The organism is Streptomyces sp. NPDC092296 (assembly GCF_044755465.1).
Classification (GTDB): domain Bacteria; phylum Actinomycetota; class Actinomycetes; order Streptomycetales; family Streptomycetaceae; genus Peterkaempfera.
The window spans coordinates 445,144-465,878 of sequence record NZ_JBIVRB010000001.1; the positions used below are offsets into that span (position 1 = coordinate 445,144).

The window sequence follows — 20,735 nt, forward strand, 5'->3', positions numbered from 1 at the left end:
TTGACAGCATCAGTGCTCTAGAACACCATAGAGCTGCTGTGGCCGGTGGAACAGTCCCGTGTCGGCCAGGTGGGGCCGTGCTTGACGGAGGTTTGTTTCCCGGTGCTGGTTCGTATGCGACTGATGGCTGGGGCTCTTGGCCTCCGTGAAAGGAAGCGATCCCGATGACTGTGCTGAAGCGCCCGGATGCTGTCCCGTACATCGCGACCTGGAGCGATGAGCAGTGCGCTGGGCAGGTGGTGGTGGAGGACCGGCGGTCGGGGGGTATCGCGTACCTGGACGAGCGTCCGGGGGACCGGGATGAGTGGGGGGTGTTGTGGCGCCGGGTCGAGTCGAGGCCCGGGGGTGGGCGGCCGGAGTTCGCGCAGGTGCATGCCCGTCGGCAGCGGTATGTGATGCGCCACCTGCGGTGCCAGGTCTGCGGCAGGCCGGCGGACGTCAATGAGCAGGGCGTGCTGTGGCTGCTCAAGGACGATCGGGGCGCCTGGCCGCGCCGGCCGGAGCGGATGGCCGCGACGCATCCTCCCGTCTGCCTGCCGTGCGCTCGGGTGGCCGCCGAACTGTGCCCGCACCTGTCCGGGCGCCACATCGCCGTACGGGTGCGCAGGCCCGAAGTCGTGGGCGTGTACGGCGCGTTGTACGCCCCCGGGGGCGGCCGGGGCCGTCCGCAGCCGGTGGGGGAGCGCTCGTCACGTACGCCGATCCGCAGGTGCGGCGGGTGGTCGCGGCGCAGCTGGTGATGCTGCTCCGGGGCTGCACGGTGGTGGAGGGGGTCAGTCGCGGGTGGCGGAGATGTCGCCGTTGACGGTGGTGAGGGTGAGGTGGTGGTCGGGGGACGGGGTGGTGGTGGGGAGGGTGACGGTGGGGTGGCCGTTGTCGGTGGTGGCGTCGACGGCGTAGGCGGGGGCGTTGCGGGGGAGGGTGAGCCGGACCGAGCCGTTGGTGGTGGCGGCGGTGACGTCGGACGGCGGGGAGGCGCAGGCGAGGACCACGTCGCCGTTGACGGTCCGGGCGTGCAGGTGGGCGGCCTGGAGGGCGGTGGCCCGGACGGAGCCGTTGCGGGTGGTGAGCCTGACGGTGGCCTGGCTGTCGCCGCCCTGCGCCACGGTCACGTCGCCGTTGGTGGTGGTCAGGTCCAGGGCGCCGGTCAGCCCGGTGGCGTCGATGCCGGCGTTGCGGGCGGTGACGGTCACGGCGGTGCCGGCGGGTACGCCGACCGTGGGCATCCGGGTACACGGGGTGGCGTCCGGGTCGTGGTCGGGGCAGGCCAGGTCCAGCACCCAGGTGGCGCCGTTGCGCGACCAGTGCGACCGGAGATGGCCGTCGACGGTGGCCCGGCGGTCGTCGGTCGGGCGCAGCCGGACGCCGTTGTCGGTGGTGATGAGCAGCTGCCCGGCCCTGGGGAGCAACGCGGGCGCGGCGGCGAGGGCCGGGCTGCTGTCGTCGTCTGTGCGGCCGGCGTGCCGGCAGCCGGTGACCGCGGTGGCGATCAGCAGCAGGGCTGTGGCGCTGACGCGGGTTCTGGTTCCGTCCATGCCCGGCGCCTGCCCGGCTGCGGCCCGGAGCAGTGCAGAAGTCGGCTGCAAGGCGGCGGTGCCGGTCCGACCGGGATGGAGAACTGCTGAACGGCGGTAGAAAAGTGAAATTACAGCTATAACTACCATAACTGGAGTTATCAAAGTCGACGCGGCGGAAATGCCCGAGGGCCCGGCGCCGGGTGGCGGCGGGCCCTCGGGTGGGTGGGGGCAGGGGTCAGCGGACGCTGACCTTGACCTCCTTGCTGAAGGCGTCGACGTACTTGTTGTTGGGGGTGATCCAGACGACCGACCAGGTGCCGGTCTTCTTGGCCGTGAAGTGCTTGCTGAAGCGCCCGTGGGAGTCGGTCTTGCTGGTGCCCATGAGCGTCACCTTCTTGCTGCCCTTGGCCTGGAAGAGGTAGTAGATCCGCTGCTTGGTGAAGTTGCCCCACTTGCTGGCGGGCTGCTTCTGCAGGGTGCCCTTGACGGTGATGGTGCGGCCCTTGCGGATCGACTTGGGGGAGACGCTGAAGCCGGTGATCCGGGTGTCCGTACGGGCGTGGTGGATCGTGCGGCTGTAGGCGGCCTGGTAGTCCTTGGCCGCCGGGTAGTACAGGCGCCAGTAGCCCCGGGGGGTGGCCTGGTAGCCGTAGACGTCGAAGGAGCCGTTCTTCGCGGTGGTGAACCAGCCGGCCGACTTCCAGCCGGACTTGCCGTTGGCCGACTTCTGGACGTAGATCTTGCGGGTGCCGGGCAGCTTCTTGTTGCTGCTGGCCATGGTGCCGCGCAGGTGCAGATCCGCGAACTCGTCCAGGCCGGTGGTGGTCAGCGAGAGGGTGATCTTGTTGATCACGTCGACCTTGAAGGTCGCCTTCGAGGTCTTGAGGAAGGAGTTCCCCGGGGTCTGCGGGCTCAGGCTGACGGTCCAGCTGCCGTCGTCCGAGGGCGCGGTGGCGTACTTCACGGTGAACCGGCCGGCCGAGTTGGCGGTGGCCACCGTGCCCTTGAGCGAGACCCGGGCGCTCGGCAGCGGCTTCCAGACGCCGCCGTAGTTGTACTCGGCGGTGCCGCTGATGGCGACCTTGGTGCCGTACTTGATGGTGAGCGAGCTGTGGTCCAGGCGGATGCGGGTCTGGCTGACCAGCGTGGACAGGCTGGTGCTGTCGAAGACGAGTTGGGGACCGCCGCCGAGGTAGAGGATTTCAGCCTTCTTCGACGCTCCTGCGGCGGCGACCGCGTCGGCCGGGACCGAGAAGTGGTAGCTGCCGGTCGAGTCGGTTGCGTCGTCCCACACGGCGGAGCCCACGCGCAGGTCGATGTGGCGGCCGACCAGCGGGCCCGTCACGCCGGTGGAGGGATTCAGGGCCTCGATCCGGCCGGAGGCGGTGACGGTGCGGTGCTGGTAGTCCAGCGGCTGCGGGACGGTCAGCTGGTGCGCGAGGACGTGCGGCTGCATGTAGTACGAGATGGCCTGCGGCTTGGTGACGTCGGTGCTGTCGCCGTCCTCGTCCACGGCGGTGACGGTGACGTCGTACGTCATGTCGAGGAGCAGCACCATGCGGGTCGACTGCCACAGGTGGTCCGCGCCGGCGACCGGGGTGAGCGGGAATCTGCCCACCTCGATACCAGAGCGGCTGACCGTGGCGGTGACCTGGGCGATGGCCGTGTCGGAGGAGGCGGACACCTGGAGGATGCCGCTGTCGCCGGCGACCGTGCCGATGCTGTCGATGGTGGGGCTGACCTGCGGCGCGGGGTCGGTCTGGCCTGGATCGGTCTGGCCCGGATCGGTCTGGCCCGGGTCGGGGGTGCCCGGGTCCGGCTGGCCCGGGTCCGCCGGGGCGTCGTCATCCGCCGGGGCCGGGGCGGTGGCGGTCGCGGTGGCCTCCGGGGCGGCGGTGCCGGTGTCCGCGTACGCGAGGGCCGGCCCCGCGAGCAGGGTGGCGGCCAGGGCCGCCGAGAGCGCTGCGGACAGCGCGGTGGTACGTCTCATCGAACTGGTCCCCCCAGGGAAGCCGAAGAAGCAGCGGTGGCGACGCCGCCGCGACACGCGCGGGCGCGCGGTGAACATGGGTCTTGTACAGACGTTCGGAAGATTAGCGCCCGGCACCGACAGTCGGGCAACCGGTATTCGCCTCCAGAACGGCGGTCCGCTGTCCGTACCGTTGCCTAGACTGGCCTCTCCGGGGCGGCGTGGAGCCCCACGCGGAGGGGAGAGCGACAGTGGCGACAGGCGGCGGCGACTTCGTGGACCCGCCTGCCGACGTGCTGACCGAGGCCGCCGCGGCCTTCGGCCTGCTGGCCTCGCCCGCCAGGCTGCACATCGTCTGGGCGCTGGCCCAGGGCGAGAGCGATGTGAGCGGGCTGGCGGAGCGGGTGGGCGGTGCGCTGCCCGCCGTGAGCCAGCACCTGGCGAAGCTGAAGCTGGCCGGTCTGGTGCGGTCGCGCCGGGAGGGGCGCCGGGTGGTGTACCTGGTGGACGATCCGGACGTGGTGGCCATGGTCCGCTGGCTGGTCGGCCGACTGGTCGACCGCGCCGGGCACCGGGCGGCACCGGGGCGCGTCCGTGGCCTGGGCTCCTGAGGCGGTCGCCGGACCCGGCACCGCCCGTACCGCCCCGGCAGCGGCGGACGGGCCGGTCCGCGACCTCGCCGGGCTGACCGCGCTCGAGGTGCTGCGCAGACTGGACAGCGGCCCGCGCGGGCTGGCGGAGGCGCAGGCCGAGGAGCGGCTGCTGCGGTACGGCGAGAACGTCATCGCCGGTCGGCGGCCCGCCTCCTGGCCATGGCGTTTCGTGCACAGCTTGCGCGACCCGTTCACCACGGTGCTGCTCTGCCTGGGTGCGGTGTCGGCCGTCGTCGCGTCCTGGGGCACGGCCTGCGTGATCGCGGTGCTGGTGGTGGTCGGCTGCGTGCTGCGGTCCAGCGGGGAGCACCGGGCCGACCGGTCCACCGCCGCGCTGCGCGAACTGGTCGCCACCACCGCGACCGTGCAGCGCCGGGCCGCCGGGGGCGGGGCGGCGGCACTCCGGGAGGTGCCGGTCGAGCAGCTGGTGCCCGGGGATGTGATCCGGCTCGGGCCGGGCGATGTGGTGCCGGCCGATCTGCGGCTGCTGCGCGCCTCCGGCCTGACGGTGCATCAGGCGGTGCTGACGGGCGAGTCGGCACCGGTCGCCAAGTACCCCGTACAGCTGCCCGACACCGCCGCCGCGCCCCTGCCCGAGCAGCCGCACCTGTGCTTCCAGGGCAGCAGCGTGGCCTCCGGCAGCGGTACGGCGGTGGTGCTGGCGACCGGCGCCGACACCCGGTTCGCCGGCACCTGCCGGGAGTCGGCGCGGCGCCGCCGGGAGACCGCGTTCGACCGGTCGGTGAACGGGATCTCCTGGACCCTCATCCGGTTCATGCTGCTCACCCCGCCACTGGTGCTGCTGGCCGACGCCGCACTGCGCGGGCGCGGCCTCCAGACGCTGCCGTTCGCGGTGGCGGTGGCGGTCGCCCTGACGCCCGAGATGCTGCCGGTCATCGTCACCACCGCGCTGGCCAGGGGCGCGGCCACCCTGGCGCGCGGCAGCGAGGTGATCGTCCGGCGGCTGCCCGCGCTGCACGACCTCGGCGCGATCGACGTGCTGTGCACCGACAAGACGGGCACCCTGACCCGCGACCACCCGGTGCTGGACTGCTCGCTCGACCCGGAGGGCCGCCCCGACCCCGAGGCGCTGCGCTGGGCGGCCGTCAACAGCCTGTGGACGCTGCACCTCGCCGACCTCCCCGCCCCGGACGCCCTGGACGAAGCGATCCTGACCGCCGCCGGTGACCACGCCGAGCAGTGGGACGGGGTGGCCGCGCTGCCCTTCGACCCGGTACGCCGCAGCTCCTGCGCCGTCGTCCGCCGCCCGGACGGCTTCGGCCGGCACACCCTGGTCGTCAAGGGCGCCGTCGAGGACGTCCTGGAGCGCTGCACCCGGCTGCGCACCCACGGCCCCGACGGCAGCCCGCAGAGCACGGAGCTGGACGCCGCCGCCCGCGACCGGCTGCGCCGCGCCGTCCGGGCGAAGGCCGAGGACGGCCTGCGGCTGCTGGCCGTGGCCGTCGCGGAGCGCCCCGCCCGGTCCGGCCCGTACACCGCCGCCGACGAGCACGGCCTCACCTACCTCGGCCTGGTCGCCCTGCGCGACGAGCTGGCACCCACCGCCGCCGACGCGCTGGCCGTCCTCGCCCGCCGGGGCGTCGCCGTCAAGGTGCTCACCGGCGACCACCCGGGCACCGCCGCCCGGGTCTGCCGGGAACTGGGCCTCGACCCCGGCACCGTGGTCACCGGCGACCGGCTCGACGCCCTGACCGGCACCGAACTGGCCGCACTGGCCGCCGAGAGCACGGTCTTCGCCCGCTGCACCCCGGAGCACAAGGCCAGGATCGTCGGCGCGCTGCGCGACGCCGGGCACACCACCGGCTTCCTCGGTGACGGCGTCAACGACCGGCCCGCGCTGCACGCCTCCGACGTGGGGATCTGCCCGCGCGACGCGGTGGACGTGACCCGCGAGACGGCCGATGTGGTGCTGGCCGCCAAGGACCTCACCGCCATCGACCACGCGATCGTCGCCGGGCGGCGCAGCAGCGGCAACATCGCCACCTATCTGCGCATCACCCTCTCCTCCAACCTGGGCAATGTCATCTCGATGCTGGTGGCGGGGCTGCTGCTGCCGTTCCTGCCGATGCTCCCGGCGCAGGTCCTGGTGCAGAACCTCTGCTTCGACGCCGCGCAGCTGGCCTTCGCCTTCGACCGGCCGGACCCCGCCGTGCTGCGCGGTCCGGCGCTGCTGCGGCCGCAGGACTTCCTGCGCTTCATCACCGGCTTCGGCCTGATCAACGCCTGTGCCGACCTGGCCACCTTCGCCGTGCTGGCGTTCGCCGTGCGGGGCGTGGACCGGTCGGGCGGCCAGGCGGCCTTCCACGCGGGCTGGTTCACCGAGAACCTGCTCACCCAGGCGCTGGTGATGCTGCTGCTGCGCCGGGGCGGCCGCCGCACCGCGGGTCCGATCCGGTCGGCCACCGCCGGGCTGGCGGCGGTCGGCGTCCTGCTGCCGTTCTCCCCGGTCGCGCCCGCGCTGGGCATGACCACGCTGCCGGTGGTGTACTACCTGCTGCTCGCGCTGGTCCTGGCGCTGTACGGGCTCGGGCTCGCCGCCGCCGTGACCCGCTACGACCGGCGCTTCACCAGGCCGCTGAGCCCCGCACCCGTCTGAGCCCCGACCCCGGCCGCTCCGCCCCGGCCGCCCCCGCCCGAGCCGGCCGGGCGCGCGGGCGTACGGCTCAGGGGCTGGCCGGGTCGAAGCCGTACCGCACCGGCCCGCCCGGCCCGCCCGGCCCGCGCGGATCACGCCGGTAGATGTGCAGCGCCTGCACCCGCACCCCGCCCGGCAGCTCCCCGCCCGGCAGCTCCCCGCCCGGCGACTCCTCCGGCGGGCACGGATAGCTCACCTGGAGCACCTGCGGCCGGTCGGCCACCCTCACCCGCAGGCCGTGCGCGGGCCCGCCGTCCAGTACCGCCGTCTCCCACCCCGTCGCGCCATGCTTCTCCATGGCCGAGACTTTAGAGGTTGCGCAATCCGAGAACAATAAGTCACCCCAGGTCAGCTCGGCCCCGGACCCGCGCCCGCCGGTCCACCACCAGGCCGCCGGGCGCAGCTGACAGGCGGGCGCGTCCGGCCCGGGGAAGAATGGACCTACCGAGCCCTTCAGGTGGAACCCTGACCATGCGTGGAGACCAGTCGAGTAGCGCTGACGGCGCCCGCCCGGGACAGGCGGGCGCGGCACAGTCGCGGCCGGAGGGCGGCCTGCGCGCGCTGCCGGTGGCCACCGCGCTGATCGACGGCGACGGCCGCATCCTGCACTGGAGCGGCGACGCCGAACTGCTGCTCGGCTACCGCCATGACGAGGCCGTCGGCCAGTACGCCGTCGACCTGCTGGCGACCGGGGAGCGCCGCGACGAGGTGCTGGAGCTGTTCGGCCGCATCCTGGCCGGTGAGGGCTGGTCCGGCGCCTTCCCGGTACGGCACCGGGACGGCCACGAGGTCGACCTGGAGTTCCGCACCCACCCGATCACCGGACCGGACCAGCGTCCGATGGTGCTGGCGGTGGCCACCGACGTCCGGGCGGTACGGCGCCTGGAGGCGGACCTCGCCATCCTGGACGCCTTCTTCGGCCAGGCGCCGATCGGACTGGCGGTGTACGACACCGACCTGCGCTTCGTCCGGCTGAACGCCGCGCTGGCCGAGATGAACGGCCTGTCGGCCCAGCAGCACCTGGGCCGCCGGCTGAGCCAGGTGCTGCCGGGCATCAACGGCCGTGAGATCGAGGAGGTCATGCGCGACGTCCTCGTGACCGGCGAACCGATCCTCGACGCCCGCTCGGAAGGCCGGACCTTCGCCGACCCCGACCACGACCACGCCTGGTCCGCCTCGTACTTCCGGCTGGCCGACCCGACCGGCCAGATCATCGGCATGTGCTCCTCGGTCATCGACGTCACCGAGCGGTTCCGCTCCGACGCCGAGGCGACCCGGGCCCGCGACCGGCTGGCGCTGCTGGTCGAGGCCACCGCAGGCATCGGCACCGACCTCGACCTGTACCAGACCGCCCGCGAGCTGGCCGCCGCCATGGTCCCGCAGCTCGCTGACGTGAGCGCGGTCTACGTACTGGAGCACATGGTGGCCGGCGAGGAGGGCGAACCCGACGGCCGGCCCGGCAGCGAACCCGTACGCCGACTGGCCCTCAAGGCCGCCGACCCCCACTTCCCGACCCAGGACGCCCCGGTGGACCGGGTCTGCCGCATCCCGCCCGGCTCCAGCTTCGAGGAAGCCCTGGTCACCGGCCACACCGTCGATGTGCCATGGCCCAACCGCGACCCGCTCACCGAGATCACCACCTCCAGCCTCCGCGACTACGTGGACCGCACCGGCTGGGCGGTGCGCGCCACCCCGCTGGTGGCCCGGGACCGGGTGCTCGGCCTGGTGGTCTACGCCCGGGAGAGCAGCCGGGAGCCGTTCGAGGACGAGGACACCACCCTCGCCGACGAACTGGCCGCCCGAGCGGCGGTCACCATCGACAACGCCTGGCTGTACACCCGCGAGCACACCACCGCCGAGGCCCGCAGCCGCGCCCTCCAGGAGGCCAACACCGCCCGCGAGCGGCTGCAACTGATCAACGAGACCAGCACCAGGATCGGCACCACCCTGGACCTGGGCCGCACCGCCCGCGAACTGGTCGAGGTCGCGGTCCCCCGGCTGGCCGACGTGGTCGCCGTGGCCGTCCGCGAGACGGTGGTCTACGGCGACGAGCCGCCCGCCGGGGACTCCCACATGCGGCTGCGCACCCTCGCCGTCGGCGCCACCCGCGACCGCCCGATGGCGATCCGGGGCGAGGACGCCGAGGGGTACGTCCGGACCTGGGACGCCGCCATCCACTACACCAAGTGCCTGGTCTCCGGCCGGCCGCTGCTGATCCCCCGGGTGCGGCCCGAGGACCTGCCGGACATCGCCGCCGACCCGTCCCGGGTGGAGGTGTTCGAGGCGGAGGGGCTGCACTCGTACATGGTGGTGCCGATGCGGGCCCGGGGGCTGGTGCTGGGCGGCGTCGAGTTCGTCCGGCTGCGCGAGACCCCCGAGCCGTTCAGCCAGGAGGACCTGGCACTGGCCGTGGAGATCACCACCCGGGCCGCCCTCTGCGTCGACAACGCCCGGCTCTACACCAGCCAGCGCGAGGCGGCGGGAGCCCGGCAGCGGGCACTGGAGGCCGCCCAGGCCGCCCAGGCCCGCCTGGCGCTGCTCAACGAGGCGGGCACCCGCATCGGGGCCACCCTTGACCTCCAGCGGACGGCCGAGGAACTGGTCGAGGTGGTGCTCCCCCGGTTCGCCGACATGGCCACCGTCGACCTGCTCGACACCGTGCTGCGCGGCGAGGAGCCCTCCGCGCTGCCCGCCGACGGCTCGGTGGCGCTGCGCGCGGTCGCCGTCGGCGGCGTCCCCGGCCTGGGGGTCGCCCCGATCGCGGACGCCGTCGGTGCCACCACCTCCGAGTTCGGCTCCTCCTGGATCTACGCCGACAGCCTGCGCACCGGCCGGTCGATCCTGGTCGCCGAGGTGGACGACGACTCGCTGCACCGGATCGTGGCCTCCCCCGACCGGGTGGAGCCCGCCCGCGAGGTCGGACTGCACTCGTACCTGATGGTGCCGATGCGGGCCCGGGGCCTGGTGCTGGGCGGCGCCGAGTTCATCCGGCTGCGGGGCCGCGAACCGTTCGACGAGGCCGACCGGGCACTCGCGGAGGAGCTGGTGGCCCGCGCCGCCGTCAGCATCGACAACGCCCGCCTCTACCGGCGCGAGCGCGCCACCGCGCTCACCCTCCAGCGCAGCCTGCTGCCGCAGGAGGTGCACCGCACGCTCGGCCTGGAGATCGCCCACCGCTACCTGCCCAGCAGCGTGGTCAGCGAGGTCGGCGGCGACTGGTTCGACGTGGTCCCGCTGTCCTGCGCCCGGGTCGCGCTGGTGGTGGGCGACGTGATGGGCCACGGCATCCGGGCCGCCGCGACCATGGGCCAGATCCGCACCGTCGCCCGTACGCTCGCCACCCTCGACATGCCGCCGGAGCAGGTGCTCACCCGGCTGGACGAGACCACCTCCGCGATCGGCGAGGGGCAGTTCGCCACCTGCGTCTGCGCCGTGTACGACCCGGTGGAGCGCACCTGCACCATCGCCAGCGCCGGACACCTGCCCCCGGTGCTGGTCACCCCGGACGGCACCGGCGAGCTGCTGCGGCTGCCGCCGGGCATCCCGCTGGGCGTCGGCGGCGCCACCTTCGAGAGCGTGGAGATCACCCTCCCCGAGAACGGCGTGCTGGCGCTCTACACCGACGGCCTGGTGGAGCGGCGCGGCGCGGACATCGACCAGGGGCTCGAACTGCTGCGCAGGACGATCTCGGACCGGCGCGGCTCGCTGGAGGAAGCCTGCGACGCGGTGCTCGGCACCCTGGTCGGCACCGCCGCCGAGGACGACATCGCGATGATCATGGCGCGGGCGCTGCCGCTGCCCGTCGACCGGATCGCCACCCTGCCGCTGGAACGGGAGCGGACCACCCCCAGCGACGCCCGCCGGTTCACCCGCGCCACCCTCGACGCCTGGGGGCTGACCGCGCTCTCCGACTTCGCCCAGCTGCTGGTCAGCGAACTGGTCACCAACGCCCTGCTGCACGCCGGCGCCCCCCGGCAGCTGCGGCTGATCCGCGACCGGGTCTTCACCCTGGAGGTCGCCGACATCGGCCACCTCCCGCCCAGGCTGCGCCGCGCCACCGACCAGGACGAGGGCGGGCGCGGCATGCGGCTGGTCAATGAGATGGCGCACCGCTGGGGCACCCGCACCACCCGCACCGGCAAGGTGGTCTGGGCCGAGTTGCAGCTCCCGGCGGCCGGGCCGCTCTGACCCCCGGCCGCCGCCCTGCGCGTCACCCGGTGCGCATCCGGTGTGTCACCCGGATGGCGCAGCAGCGGTCGCGGCACCGCCCCGGGACCGGGAGGGTCGGACCCAGGACCGGCCCCGAACGGCAGGGCCCGACGGCAGGGAGAGGCCATGCACGCCACACCGGGAACACAGGGCGGCACGCCGGCGCCCGGACCGCGCGACGGCGGCGGGGCGACCGGCTGGATGGGCTTCGCCGCAGTGCTGCTGGTGCTCAACGGCGTGCTCGGCATCCTGCTGGGCATCACCGGCATCGCCAAGAACGACGTGTACGTCGCCACCCCGCGCTATGTGTACCGCTTCGACCTGACCTCCTGGGGCTGGATTCACCTGGTGATCGGTGTGCTGCTGGTCCTGGTCGGCCTCGGGGTGTTCACCGGGGCGGCCTGGGCCCGCTGGACCGGCATCTTCATGGCGTCCCTGGGGCTGGTCACCCAGTTCATGTTCATCCCGTACTTCCCGCTCTGGACCATCACGCTGATCGCGCTCGACATCTTCGTCATCTGGGCGCTGAGCAGCAACCATGTGCCCGAGCGGCTGTGACGCACGCGGATTGCGGCATTCGGGTGACATGATTTGACGCCTCCCCGGAGCGTGGCCCATAACGTGGGACATGACTGCGCACATCGGGGCGCCGGCGCGACTGCCGGAATCAGGGGCCGACCTCGCGGACCCGCTGTTCTGGAAACGTCCGCTCCGGGAACGCGAGGCCGCCTTCGCCTATTTGCGCACGCTGGATTCCCCGGTGTTCTTCACCGAACGGCCCGGCAGCGCGCGCCGGGGTTTCCACGCCCTGGTCCGCCACGCCGACGTGGTGGCGGCCGGCCGGGACCCGCGCACCTTCCTCAGCGGTCCGGGGGTCACCACCCCCGAGCCGGCCCGCTGGGTGCGTACGGTCTTCGGCGACTCGATGGTCAACCTGGACGACCCCCGCCACGCCCAGCTGCGCCGGGTCGTCTCCCGGGCGTTCACCCCCCGGCTGATCGCCCGGGTCGAGGACGACATCCGGACCACCGCCCGGCGGATCGTGGACGAGGTGGTCGCCCGGCGGCCGGTGGACTTCGTCGCCGCCGTGGCCGCGCAACTGCCCTACCAGGTCATCTGCACCATGATGGGCATCCCGCAGGGCCCGCGCGCCCGCATCCTGGAGCTGGTCGACCACGCCAGTGTGCACACCGGGGTGCGGCGCAGCCTGCGCCACCGGCTGCGGGTCCCCGGGCGGGGGCTGCGGGCGCTGGCCCGGATGCAGCTGCTGGTCGCGGAGATCGGCCGGGAGCGGCGCCGCCGCCCGGCCGACGACCTGATCTCGGCGCTGGTCACCGCCGACGTGGCGGGGCGCGGGCTGAACTCCCGCGAGCTGGGCTCCTTCTTCTCGCTGCTGCTGGTGGCCGGGGTGGAGACCACTCGGAACGCGATGGCGCACGGCCTGAAACTGCTCACCGACAATCCGGGGCAGCGGGCGCTGCTGCTGTCCGACCTGGGCGGTGGAATCGACGGCGCGGTGGAGGAGATGTTGCGCCACTCCTCGCCGATCATCCAGTTCCGCCGTACGCTCGCGCATGACCACGAAATGAATGGCGCGACCTTCCGGAAGGGCGAGAAGGTGGTGCTCTTCTTCAATTCCGCGAACCGCGATGAATCGGTCTTCCCCGACCCGGGCGCCTTTGACATCACCCGCAGTCCCAATCCGCATGTGGGCTTCGGCGGCGGCGGTCCGCACTTCTGCCTGGGGGCGCACCTCGCCCGGCAGGAGCTGCGGACGATCTTCACGGAGCTGCTGACCAGGCTGCCGGACGTCCGCTCGGTGGGGGAGCCGGAGCTGGTCCCGTCCAGCTTCGACAACCGGATCAGGTCGCTCCGCTTCACCTTCGGGAACGTCCGCTGATCCGTGATGCATGAACCCTGCGGCGGGGGGCAAGCGCGGTTCCAGGAGGTAAGAGAATGGTTCCTTTGCTGCTGGTCCTGCTACTCGCAATAGTTCTTTTCGGTGTCGGCTTCGCGGTGAAGATCCTCTGGTGGATCGCGCTTGCGGTGCTGATCGTCTGGGCGCTCGGATTCCTTTTCCGTGGTGCCGGTACGTCCGGGAGCCGGGGCCGCTGGTACCGCTGGTAGCCGGTCCACCGTTCCCGTTTCCCTCGCGCAGGGGCTCCGCCGATCCGGCGGAGCCCCTGCGCGATATCGGGCCTGCGCTCAGCCCGCCGTGACCAGGGCGTGCAGCCGGTCCAGCCGCTCGCGGGTCGGCTCGTCCAGCGGGGTGTAGGTGACCAGGCGGGTGCCGAGCCGGGGGTGCAGCCACAGATAAGTGAAGTCGAAGTTCAGCAGCCCCACCCGGCGGTTGAGATAGCGCTTGGAGCCGTTGCGGGACGGCTGGGCGACCTCATGCCGCTGCCAGGCCGCCTCGAACTCCGGCGACGCGGCCCGCAACCGGTTGAGCAGCGACTTCCAGGCGGGCTCCGCGACATGGTCGGCCATCGAGGCCCGGAACCGGGCCACCATCGAGGACAGCGCCGCCTCCCGGTCCACCAGGGCCTGCTGCCACTCCGGTGAGGTGAACGCCAGCCACATGCAGTTGCGGTCCTCGAAGGGCTTCGCGTCCAGGTCGTCCACCAGGTGGCCGTAGAGCCTGTTGTACGCCAGCACGTCGTACCGGCCGTTGAGCACACAGGCGGGCAGCGGCTCCAGCCGGTCCAGCATCTCCCGCAGCGCGGGCGTGATGCTGGCGCACTCCCGGCCCGGCGAGGGGTCGCCGGCCCCGGCGAGCACGAACAGGTGGGAGCGCTCATTGGGGTCCAGCAGCAGGGTGCGCGCGATGGCGTCCAGCACCTGCACCGAGACCTGGATGTCCCGCGCCTGCTCCAGCCAGGTGTACCAGGTGACCCCGACCGAGGAGAGCAACGCGACCTCCTCGCGGCGCAGCCCCGGAGTCCGGCGGCGGCCACCGGCCGGCAGGCCGACCTGCTCGGGGGCGATCCGCTCCCGGCGGCTGCGCAGGAAGGACGCCAACTCCCGCCGCCGCACCTCGTCGGAGCGGTCAGGGGCGTCGGGGCGCAGGGCGGCTGAGCTCATGCCTGCCAGCATGCCGCAGGACGGACGCCATTGGCAGGTACCCCTTGTACCTGGATAACCACCCTCCGGTACCTGCCTCGGCGGCCCCGGATCGTTGGTTGCGCGAACGATACGTCCGAACCGATCGCCGCCGGCTTCACCCACCTCGCTAGCCTGCGGAGCCGACGCCGACCGCCGGGCCCGAAGCGGTAGACGCGTTCCCCGCGCCTGCGGGGGGTGTGGTGGGGTCTCGGGGCGGCTCAGACGGTGCCGAACTCGCCTGCCTTGACTGCCGCGACGAAGGCGGCGAAACCGGCGGCCCGGAAGACCAGGGCGGGCCCCGCGGGGTCCTTGCTGTCACGGACGGGCACCACACCGGGGAAGTCGGAGGCGACTTCGACACAAGAGCCGCCGTTGCCGCTATGGCTGGACTTGAACCAGGAAGCGCCGGACAGGTCAGGAATCACGGAGCAAGCTCCTCACGGGCTTTGTGGATCAGAGCCAGGGATACCGCCTTGGGCATCGATCGTACTGCTCCCTCTCCCATCCCGTGGCTGTTTGCCGGGAGTGCTCAAGGCGGCCCAGTGCCTGGGATTCGGCGTTCCCGGCGGGTCGTAGTTTGCTGATCAGCAGCGGGCGGCAGCGGGGCCTGGCTGCGTGGGTGGGCGCCAACTCCCGATCCTGGTACGGAAGGGGCGTGCGGCGGATAGCCTGGCGTCGTACCGCCTTGCCCTGGATGGTATGCGTTGTATGTCCGACTCGGTGCAAGTGAAGAAAAAGGCATGCCGCCCCGGAGAAAGCCGCAGGTCAAGAAGTGTGCTCCCCGCGCCTGCGGGGGTGGTCCCTTCCCGATCGTGGCGGACGATGGCATGCAGCGGTGCTCCCCGCGCCTGCGGGGGTGGTCCCGCGGTCGCGTGCCACCGCGCCAGGGGATCGGGGTGCTCCCCGCGCCTGCGGGGGTGGTCCCTGCCGCAGCAGCACCGGGGCCACGCCATCGACGTGCTCCCCGCGCCTGCGGGGGTGGTCCCAGCGCCCCCTTGGTGACCCCCAGGGCAGCCAGGTGCTCCCCGCGCCTGCGGGGGTGGTCCCACCCACCCCAAGCAGGAGACATGTGCCCCCTGGTGCTCCCCGCGCCTGCGGGGGTGGTCCCCCCAGAGCTGGGTACGACGGTTCCGCCGAGAAGTGCTCCCCGCGCCTGCGGGGGTGGTCCCGAACCCGCCTCTGAGATCCGCCGCGCCGCGAAGTGCTCCCCGCGCCTGCGGGGGTGGTCCCCCGCCGGGAACGGTGCACAGCGGCCAGGGCCAGTGCTCCCCGCGCCTGCGGGGGTGGTCCGCTGGCGCCGTGGCCGGGGCCGTGGCTGCGCAGGTGCTCCCCGCGCCTGCGGGGGTGGTCCCACGGTTCACATGACGTTCCCCTCGCCCGCGCGGTGCTCCCCGCGCCTGCGGGGTGGTCCGGCCGTCTGCACGCCCTGCCCCGTCCGAGCGGCGTGCGCCGCCTACGCCCACGGCGACGGACGCACGTGGTAGGAACCCTACGGGGTGTACGGCGGCACTACCCCCGGCGACCGCGAACGCGCCCGCCGCGACACCTGCCGCACCACCACCATCACCCCGGCCCGATGGGAACCGTCCCCTCAGCGGGACACGATCCTCGCCTCCCTCGCCTCCCTCGCCGGCCGCCCCGGCCTCGCCCCCGGACGCCTCCGCGACGCCACCGCCGACACCGCACTCCTGCACACCCTCGCCACCCACGGGATCGACCGCCGCAGCGCCTCCTGGCAGCTCTCCCGCATCTGCACACTCCTCGGCGCCGACCGCCGGACCGTCACCGTCCGGCGGCTCCTCGCTGCTGCGGAAAGGGCCGACGCGCTGCCGGGCATCGGGACGCCGGCGCGCATGGCCACGGCGGCCTGACGCGCCCGCACCGCCGGTGCGAAGGGGCCCATCGTCGTGCCCTGGCTGTTTCTCGGACGACCCGCTACGGTCACCCGAGCCTGATCCACCGTCAGACCGGAGGGCACCATGAAGATCACGTTTCTCGGCACCACATCCGAAGACGGCAACTGCCCGACCCTGTACGAGACCGAGACCGGCGACATCGTCGTCCAGGGCGACCGCCTCACCGACCCCGAAGCCCTGGACCAGCTGTGCGACGTCAAGGACTCGGAGACGTTCGTGGTCATCCCCCGCGCGCTGCTGACCCGCTTCGCCCCCAAGGAGTGACGTGCCCGACTTCATCCCTGCTGACGCCATCACGGAGTACTTCCGGACTGGCTTCCAGCACACCGCCTGGCGGCTCGAAGCCCGCCGCGAGTACCAGGTGGACTACGAGAGCGAGCGGTACCGGACATTCCTCCGAGGCGAGGACCCAGGAACGGCCGGACGGGAGGGATGGCTGAACACCATCCGAGACCTGACCGGCCGAGGTGTCCGAGTAGAGCGCGTTCGCCTGTTCGACCAGCCGCCAAGCGACTACCAGCGGTTCCTCCTGTGGGGCACCGTGCACACGGTGGCGGCCGGCGAGGACATCCGGTACCTGCCTCGGGCCGAGGCAGAACAGACCGACCTACCCATGGTCGACTTCTGGCTGTTCGACTCCCGCACCGTCGGCCGGTTCAACTTCGACGGCGACCGGTCCCTCGGCATGGAGCTGACCGACGACCCGGCAGAGGTACTGCGCGCCTGCCAAGTCCGCGACGCCGCCTGGCACTACGCCATCCCGTACGCCGACTTCCGGACACGGGTACCGTCGCCCGTGTGACCACCGACTTCCAGCGAGCCCGGGAGGCCCTCGGTGCGCGGCTGCGCGAGCTGCGCACCGAGGCCGGGTTCAGCGGCCGGGAGATGGCCCGCCGCCTCGAATGGCCGCCATCGAAGGTATCGAAGCTGGAGACCGGCAAGCAGACACCTACGCTCCAAGACCTGGAGACATGGGCGCACAGTGCGCAACAACCGCAGGCGGCATCCGAGCTGAAGGGACGCCTGCGCGGGCTGGAGACCAGCTACCGGTCATGGCGGCGCCAGCTCACCACAGGACATCGGGGGCGGCAAGACGAGGCACTGGCACAGCAGCGTGCCACGAAAACGATCCGGGCGTACGAGTCATCCGTGATCCCCGGCCTCTTCCAAACACCGGACTATGCCCGGCACCTGCTCATCCACAATGCCGACCTGCGCAACACTCCGCGAGACACCGAAGCTGCGGTGCGGGCCAGAATGAAGCGCCAGCAAGTGCTCTACGAGCCCGGCCGGAAGTTCCACGCCCTCCTATGGGAGGGGGCACTGAGAGTTCTCACCTGCCCGCCCGACGTCATGGCCGGCCAGCTGGACCGGCTCACCGGAATCATCGGACTGAGCACCGTGACCCTCGGCATCGTGCCCCTCGGCGCCCCGATGACAGTGACCCCACGGCACGGTTTCTGGATCTATGACGAGCGCCTGGTGATCGTTGAGACGATCAACGCTGAGATGTGGCTGGACGACACGGACGACATCGCGCTGTACGGGCGAGTCTGGGATCGGCTGGACCGGGCAGCGGTGTACGGGCGCGGAGCCCACCGGCTCATCGCGGTGGCGAGGGCAGCCCTGGAGGCGATGTAAGGAATCGGGGGAAGCGCCGCCCTGGGTATTCGAAATTCGGAGAAGCACCCCCCATTTCGAGAAGCATGTCGCCCTACGGTCCCGGTATGGCCGTCCTCTCGCCCCCCTCGCCGCCCCGGCCCGTTCTCGGGCTGCCGGTCGACGCGTCCACCCTGGCGCGCCTCCACGGCGCCGCCTGCATCGTCTGCGGCGACCGGTCCGGGCCACTCGCCCCGGCCGGATACGTCTACACCGGCTCCGGCTCCGGCCGGCTCGGCTGGGCCGTCGTCGCCTGCCCCCGCCACCGGGACGCGCGGTGAGCGCCCCCAGCCCCGGGGATGTGCTCGTAGTGGTCGCGCCACTTCGCGCAGTGGGCGCGGTTGGGGCAGTGGATGTCCCGCTTGTGGACGTGGAGGTACCCGGCGCCGAACCCGCCGTCGAGTGTGCGCCGCAGGCCGGTATGGGACCACGGCCGGCCGTGGGCATTGAGGTGTCCGCCGCCGTTCAGTTCGGCGGCAAGAACAGCGAACCCGCGACCGTCCAGGTGCTCCCCGCGCCTGCGGGGATGATCCAAAGCAGTAGTGGATGCCGGCTTATCCGCTCATGCTTCCGGGTGTGTGGCGGTGGGGGAAGGGGAGCCCCACCACGCTGGGGGGCATGGTGGGGGTGGGGTGGGGTTTAGAGGGTGCCGAATTCGCCAGCCTTGATGCTGGTGATGAAGGAGGCGAAGGAGGGGGTGGGGAAGTTCAGGACCGGGCCGTTCGGGTCCTTGGAGTCACGGACGGGGACCACACCGCTTGTGGCGATGAGGTTGGCGGCGACCTCAACGCAGTTGCCGCCGTTGTCGCTGTAGGAGGACGTGAACCAACGGGGGGACTCGGTCGTCACGGGGTGCCCTTTCGCGACTGGCGGATCATGGCCACGGAAGCCGCCTGCGACAGCGCTTCGGCCTGTAGCTGATGGTAGGCGGTCAGCATGGGCAGTAGCGCGCGTCGCGTGAGACGGCAAGAGACCCCACCACGTAGCCCGCTGTGGTGGGGTCTCCGGGGAGCGCACTCGGGGCGCAGCATCAGACGGAGCCGAACTCGCCTGCCTTGACTGCCGCGACGAAGGCGGCGAAACCGGCGGCCGGGAAGACCAGGGCGGGCCCCGCGGGGTCCTTGCTGTCACGGACGGGGACGACGCCGGGGAAGTCGGGAGCTACCTCAACGCACGAACCGCCGTTCTGGCTGTGGCTCGACTTGAACCACGAAGCAGCGGTCAAATCCAGGGGGTTGGTCATGCCAGGTCCTTTCGCACATCGCGGATCAGGGCCAAAGACGCGGTCATCGACAGCGCCTCTACCTGTAGTCGATCGTAGGTCCTTTCCCAACTGGTCACCGTCTCCGCGTCTCGGATCACGAACCCTCGCTCAGCTGACTCGGTGTAGCCCGCGACCGACCGATCCGGGAAGGTCAGAAGTGTGATGAAGCCGCTGAACGGGATCGGTTCGGTCAGGGTGAAGGGTGCGATCTGCAGAACTACGTGCGGGCGCTCCGCCATCTGTGCCAGGTGGTCCAGCTGAGCTGCCATAACCGCAGCACCGCCGGTCGCCCGCCGTATCCCGCTCTCATCAAGCACGACGTGGACCAAGGGCGGAGCTGAGCGCGCATGGAGTCGTTGCCGAGCTGCCAGGAACGTCAGTCGTTCGTCGGCTTGTTCCTGAGTGATCGCGCCCCGCTTGACGCCCGCCGCCGCATGGGCCGCCGCGTACCCCGGAGTCTGTAGCAGCCCTGGAATGACGCTCGGCTCAAAGACACGGATTTCTGCTGCTCGGGCCTCTTGAGCAGCGTGCTCGGGGAAGCCCGGTAGTGCCGACCGCTTCACCCCCCACCACATCAGTTCAAGCGTCTGTCCGGGACCCAATGCCCTGTCAGCAGCTCTGGCGAACTTGAGGGTGGGGGATTTGCGCGCGACTTCTACCGCCGAGATGTACGTCCCGGAGTACTCCATCCGTGCGGCGAGTTCATCTTGCGTCAGACCGGCAGCCTCTCGTGAGCTGCGTAGTTGCGAGCCGAAGGCATCGCGGGGGGACCGCGCTGGGTCAAGTTTCTTGCGGTTCATGGCGCCCTCTCAACTGCACTTGCGCCCCAGTCAGGTTGAACGGTTCCCGACTCTAGGGGAAAGTTACGCCCCCCGGTAGTGGAATGACTACAGAGAGGAGCGAACCGTGTCCCGGAAGCGCAGTACGCCCCAGTACGCGGCCGCCTTGTACGTCCCGCAGCCCGGTGAACTGGTCACCGATACCGCCCACCACGATGTGCGGGGTGTGTACATGGCCACGGAGGGCAGCACGGTCTTCTTGCGGCCCGAGGGCGGCGGCATCGAGTGGACGACCCGGTCGACGGACATCAAGCCTGTGGACTGCCAGGCGGGTTCGGCCCGCAAGGCTGAGCAGCGGGCGTCCCGGGTGGGGGCGGAGAGGTTGAGTGAACGGCTGGCTCCCGAGGTGGCGCGGCTGAACGCCTGGAGCCGGGGTGCGGGCCGGTGAGGGGGTAGGGCGCCGGTGGAAGACGCCGATCCCTGGGTGTGGGGCCCCTGCTGGGGGTGGTGCGGGTCGCCGTGGGTCCGGGTGCTGTGGGTCGGTCCCGCGCAGACCGCCGGCCGCGTCACGGCGGACATGTACTGGTGCGGCCCCTGCATCAGCGTGCTGCACGACCGGATCGTGCACAACGCCCGGGGTACCCGCCCCGCCCCCGCACCGCAGCCCAAGGCCGCCGGTCCCCGCCACCGGCGCCCCCGCCGAGTACGCCGGTACGTGTAAGGAGACGCCCCGTGCACCGCACGCGTGAGCAGCCCGTTCCCTGCCCGGCGGTCGCCTACGGCTTCGCCAGCCCCGGGGACGTCCCGACCGGGGCCGTGGTCTACGACCGGGAGTTCGACGGGCCCGGCGTCGTCCGGGCCGTCCACGGCGCCCACGTCGAACTCGGCCGCCCCACCGGATACACCTGGTCCACCCACTACCGCAGGCTCCGCAGGGGCTCCGCCTGGGACCGCCAGCAGCTCAGAGCACTCGCCCGACTCCACCGCCAACGCCAGGCCACCACCTGACCC

The 20,735-nt window shown here is 72.0% G+C and carries 22 protein-coding genes, 1 pseudogene and 1 CRISPR repeat array; of the genes and pseudogenes, 14 read left to right on the forward strand and 9 right to left on the reverse strand.

The genetic code is table 11. The annotated features are described in order from the left end of the window. The first annotated feature begins 164 nt into the window (after positions 1–164). Positions 165–740 (forward strand): hypothetical protein, encoded by a 576-nt coding sequence (locus ACIQGZ_RS02025; RefSeq protein ID WP_402598730.1) that lies wholly within the window; start codon positions 165–167, stop codon positions 738–740. 33 nt (positions 741–773) lie between these two features. On the opposite strand, the gene ACIQGZ_RS02030 is transcribed toward ACIQGZ_RS02025, so the two are convergent. Then, positions 774–1,535, reverse strand: coding sequence for a DUF4097 family beta strand repeat-containing protein (locus tag ACIQGZ_RS02030; RefSeq protein WP_402598732.1), 762 nt, complete (start codon positions 1,533–1,535; stop codon positions 774–776). A gap of 217 nt (positions 1,536–1,752) precedes the next feature. Further along, complete coding sequence (locus tag ACIQGZ_RS02035; protein ID WP_402598733.1) at positions 1,753–3,507, reverse strand: hypothetical protein; 1,755 nt, start codon at positions 3,505–3,507, stop codon at positions 1,753–1,755. A 230-nt stretch (positions 3,508–3,737) separates the two neighbouring features. Here ACIQGZ_RS02035 and ACIQGZ_RS02040 point away from each other — a divergent pair, with 230 nt between their 5' ends. Both ACIQGZ_RS02040 and mgtA read left to right on the forward strand, forming a co-directional pair. Continuing rightward, positions 3,738–4,097: an ArsR/SmtB family transcription factor gene (locus ACIQGZ_RS02040; RefSeq protein ID WP_402598734.1), complete on the forward strand. Its 360-nt coding sequence runs from the start codon at positions 3,738–3,740 to the stop codon at positions 4,095–4,097. Then, complete coding sequence (gene mgtA / locus ACIQGZ_RS02045) at positions 4,081–6,756, forward strand: magnesium-translocating P-type ATPase (RefSeq protein ID WP_402598735.1); 2,676 nt, start codon at positions 4,081–4,083, stop codon at positions 6,754–6,756. The genes ACIQGZ_RS02040 and mgtA overlap by 17 nt, the downstream gene beginning before the upstream one ends. Positions 6,757–6,823: 67 nt before the next feature. Here the strand turns inward: mgtA and ACIQGZ_RS02050 are convergent, their stop codons facing one another. Next, positions 6,824–7,093, reverse strand: a complete 270-nt coding sequence (locus ACIQGZ_RS02050) for a hypothetical protein (RefSeq protein WP_402598736.1) — start codon at positions 7,091–7,093, stop codon at positions 6,824–6,826. Between the two features lie 173 nt (positions 7,094–7,266). On the opposite strand from ACIQGZ_RS02050, the gene ACIQGZ_RS02055 reads away from it, so the two are divergent. The 4 genes from ACIQGZ_RS02055 (at position 7,267) to ACIQGZ_RS02070 (ending at position 13,131) form a co-directional block, all read left to right on the forward strand. After that, complete coding sequence (locus tag ACIQGZ_RS02055; protein ID WP_402598737.1) at positions 7,267–10,983, forward strand: SpoIIE family protein phosphatase; 3,717 nt, start codon at positions 7,267–7,269, stop codon at positions 10,981–10,983. A 147-nt stretch (positions 10,984–11,130) separates the two neighbouring features. Beyond that, positions 11,131–11,562, forward strand: coding sequence for a hypothetical protein (locus ACIQGZ_RS02060; protein ID WP_402598738.1), 432 nt, complete (start codon positions 11,131–11,133; stop codon positions 11,560–11,562). A 70-nt stretch (positions 11,563–11,632) separates the two neighbouring features. Further along, positions 11,633–12,904, forward strand: coding sequence for a cytochrome P450 (locus tag ACIQGZ_RS02065; protein ID WP_402598740.1), 1,272 nt, complete (start codon positions 11,633–11,635; stop codon positions 12,902–12,904). 56 nt (positions 12,905–12,960) lie between these two features. After that, on the forward strand, positions 12,961–13,131 hold the full coding sequence (locus ACIQGZ_RS02070) for a hydrophobic protein (RefSeq protein ID WP_402598741.1): 171 nt from the start codon (positions 12,961–12,963) through the stop codon (positions 13,129–13,131). A 78-nt stretch (positions 13,132–13,209) separates the two neighbouring features. On the opposite strand, the gene ACIQGZ_RS02075 is transcribed toward ACIQGZ_RS02070, so the two are convergent. Both ACIQGZ_RS02075 and ACIQGZ_RS02080 read right to left on the reverse strand, forming a co-directional pair. Continuing rightward, the gene (locus ACIQGZ_RS02075; RefSeq protein WP_402598743.1) at positions 13,210–14,085 is read right to left on the reverse strand and encodes a helix-turn-helix transcriptional regulator; all 876 of its coding nucleotides are present in this window, start codon (positions 14,083–14,085) and stop codon (positions 13,210–13,212) included. 239 nt (positions 14,086–14,324) lie between these two features. Further along, positions 14,325–14,531, reverse strand: coding sequence for a DUF397 domain-containing protein (locus tag ACIQGZ_RS02080; protein ID WP_402598745.1), 207 nt, complete (start codon positions 14,529–14,531; stop codon positions 14,325–14,327). 349 nt (positions 14,532–14,880) lie between these two features. After that, positions 14,881–15,519: direct repeats of the CRISPR family, unit length 28 nt; unit sequence GTGCTCCCCGCGCCTGCGGGGGTGGTCC. 83 nt (positions 15,520–15,602) lie between these two features. On the opposite strand from ACIQGZ_RS02080, the gene ACIQGZ_RS02085 reads away from it, so the two are divergent. From ACIQGZ_RS02085 to ACIQGZ_RS02105, 5 genes are all read left to right on the forward strand, one after another. Further along, positions 15,603–15,977 carry a hypothetical protein gene (locus tag ACIQGZ_RS02085; RefSeq protein WP_402598747.1) on the forward strand — a complete coding sequence of 125 codons (375 nt, stop codon included), beginning with the start codon at positions 15,603–15,605 and terminating at the stop codon, positions 15,975–15,977. A 108-nt stretch (positions 15,978–16,085) separates the two neighbouring features. Beyond that, positions 16,086–16,286: a hypothetical protein gene (locus ACIQGZ_RS02090; RefSeq protein WP_402598748.1), complete on the forward strand. Its 201-nt coding sequence runs from the start codon at positions 16,086–16,088 to the stop codon at positions 16,284–16,286. Between the two features lies 1 nt (position 16,287). Continuing rightward, positions 16,288–16,824, forward strand: a complete 537-nt coding sequence (locus ACIQGZ_RS02095) for a DUF6879 family protein (protein ID WP_402598750.1) — start codon at positions 16,288–16,290, stop codon at positions 16,822–16,824. Further along, positions 16,821–17,663, forward strand: a complete 843-nt coding sequence (locus ACIQGZ_RS02100) for a helix-turn-helix domain-containing protein (protein WP_402598751.1) — start codon at positions 16,821–16,823, stop codon at positions 17,661–17,663. The genes ACIQGZ_RS02095 and ACIQGZ_RS02100 overlap by 4 nt, the downstream gene beginning before the upstream one ends. An 86-nt stretch (positions 17,664–17,749) precedes the next feature. Continuing rightward, positions 17,750–17,962, forward strand: a complete 213-nt coding sequence (locus ACIQGZ_RS02105; RefSeq protein ID WP_402598752.1) for a hypothetical protein — start codon at positions 17,750–17,752, stop codon at positions 17,960–17,962. Between the two features lie 358 nt (positions 17,963–18,320). On the opposite strand, the gene ACIQGZ_RS02110 is transcribed toward ACIQGZ_RS02105, so the two are convergent. From ACIQGZ_RS02110 to ACIQGZ_RS02125, 4 genes and pseudogenes are all read right to left on the reverse strand, one after another. Continuing rightward, entirely contained in the window at positions 18,321–18,530 is a 210-nt protein-coding gene (locus ACIQGZ_RS02110; RefSeq protein ID WP_402598753.1) for a DUF397 domain-containing protein, read from the reverse strand. After that, a pseudogene (locus ACIQGZ_RS02115) lies at positions 18,527–18,631 on the reverse strand (transcriptional regulator); the annotation flags it as partial. The pseudogene ACIQGZ_RS02115 and the gene ACIQGZ_RS02110, both read right to left, overlap by 4 nt. An 80-nt stretch (positions 18,632–18,711) precedes the next feature. After that, on the reverse strand, positions 18,712–18,924 hold the full coding sequence (locus ACIQGZ_RS02120; RefSeq protein WP_402598754.1) for a DUF397 domain-containing protein: 213 nt from the start codon (positions 18,922–18,924) through the stop codon (positions 18,712–18,714). Next, on the reverse strand, positions 18,921–19,745 hold the full coding sequence (locus ACIQGZ_RS02125; protein ID WP_402598755.1) for a Scr1 family TA system antitoxin-like transcriptional regulator: 825 nt from the start codon (positions 19,743–19,745) through the stop codon (positions 18,921–18,923). The genes ACIQGZ_RS02120 and ACIQGZ_RS02125 overlap by 4 nt, the downstream gene beginning before the upstream one ends. A gap of 106 nt (positions 19,746–19,851) precedes the next feature. Between ACIQGZ_RS02125 and ACIQGZ_RS02130 the strand changes: the two genes are divergently transcribed. Continuing rightward, positions 19,852–20,172: a hypothetical protein gene (locus ACIQGZ_RS02130; RefSeq protein WP_402598756.1), complete on the forward strand. Its 321-nt coding sequence runs from the start codon at positions 19,852–19,854 to the stop codon at positions 20,170–20,172. A gap of 284 nt (positions 20,173–20,456) precedes the next feature. Further along, positions 20,457–20,732, forward strand: a complete 276-nt coding sequence (locus tag ACIQGZ_RS02135; protein ID WP_402598757.1) for a hypothetical protein — start codon at positions 20,457–20,459, stop codon at positions 20,730–20,732. The last annotated feature ends 3 nt before the right edge of the window (positions 20,733–20,735 follow it).

What these genes read in the sequence shown, in the direction of transcription:
- ACIQGZ_RS02025 (WP_402598730.1), top strand. Translation starts at nt 165, where the DNA reads ATGACTGTGCTGAAGCGCCCGGATGCTGTCCCGTACATCGCGACCTGG.
- ACIQGZ_RS02030 (WP_402598732.1), bottom strand. Translation starts at nt 1,535, where the DNA reads ATGGACGGAACCAGAACCCGCGTCAGCGCCACAGCCCTGCTGCTGATC.
- ACIQGZ_RS02035 (WP_402598733.1), bottom strand. Translation starts at nt 3,507, where the DNA reads ATGAGACGTACCACCGCGCTGTCCGCAGCGCTCTCGGCGGCCCTGGCC.
- ACIQGZ_RS02050 (WP_402598736.1), bottom strand. Translation starts at nt 7,093, where the DNA reads ATGGAGAAGCATGGCGCGACGGGGTGGGAGACGGCGGTACTGGACGGC.
- ACIQGZ_RS02055 (WP_402598737.1), top strand. Translation starts at nt 7,267, where the DNA reads ATGCGTGGAGACCAGTCGAGTAGCGCTGACGGCGCCCGCCCGGGACAG.
- ACIQGZ_RS02060 (WP_402598738.1), top strand. Translation starts at nt 11,131, where the DNA reads ATGCACGCCACACCGGGAACACAGGGCGGCACGCCGGCGCCCGGACCG.
- ACIQGZ_RS02065 (WP_402598740.1), top strand. Translation starts at nt 11,633, where the DNA reads ATGACTGCGCACATCGGGGCGCCGGCGCGACTGCCGGAATCAGGGGCC.
- ACIQGZ_RS02070 (WP_402598741.1), top strand. Translation starts at nt 12,961, where the DNA reads ATGGTTCCTTTGCTGCTGGTCCTGCTACTCGCAATAGTTCTTTTCGGT.
- ACIQGZ_RS02075 (WP_402598743.1), bottom strand. Translation starts at nt 14,085, where the DNA reads ATGAGCTCAGCCGCCCTGCGCCCCGACGCCCCTGACCGCTCCGACGAG.
- ACIQGZ_RS02090 (WP_402598748.1), top strand. Translation starts at nt 16,086, where the DNA reads ATGAAGATCACGTTTCTCGGCACCACATCCGAAGACGGCAACTGCCCG.
- ACIQGZ_RS02105 (WP_402598752.1), top strand. Translation starts at nt 17,750, where the DNA reads ATGGCCGTCCTCTCGCCCCCCTCGCCGCCCCGGCCCGTTCTCGGGCTG.
- ACIQGZ_RS02120 (WP_402598754.1), bottom strand. Translation starts at nt 18,924, where the DNA reads ATGACCAACCCCCTGGATTTGACCGCTGCTTCGTGGTTCAAGTCGAGC.
- ACIQGZ_RS02125 (WP_402598755.1), bottom strand. Translation starts at nt 19,745, where the DNA reads ATGAACCGCAAGAAACTTGACCCAGCGCGGTCCCCCCGCGATGCCTTC.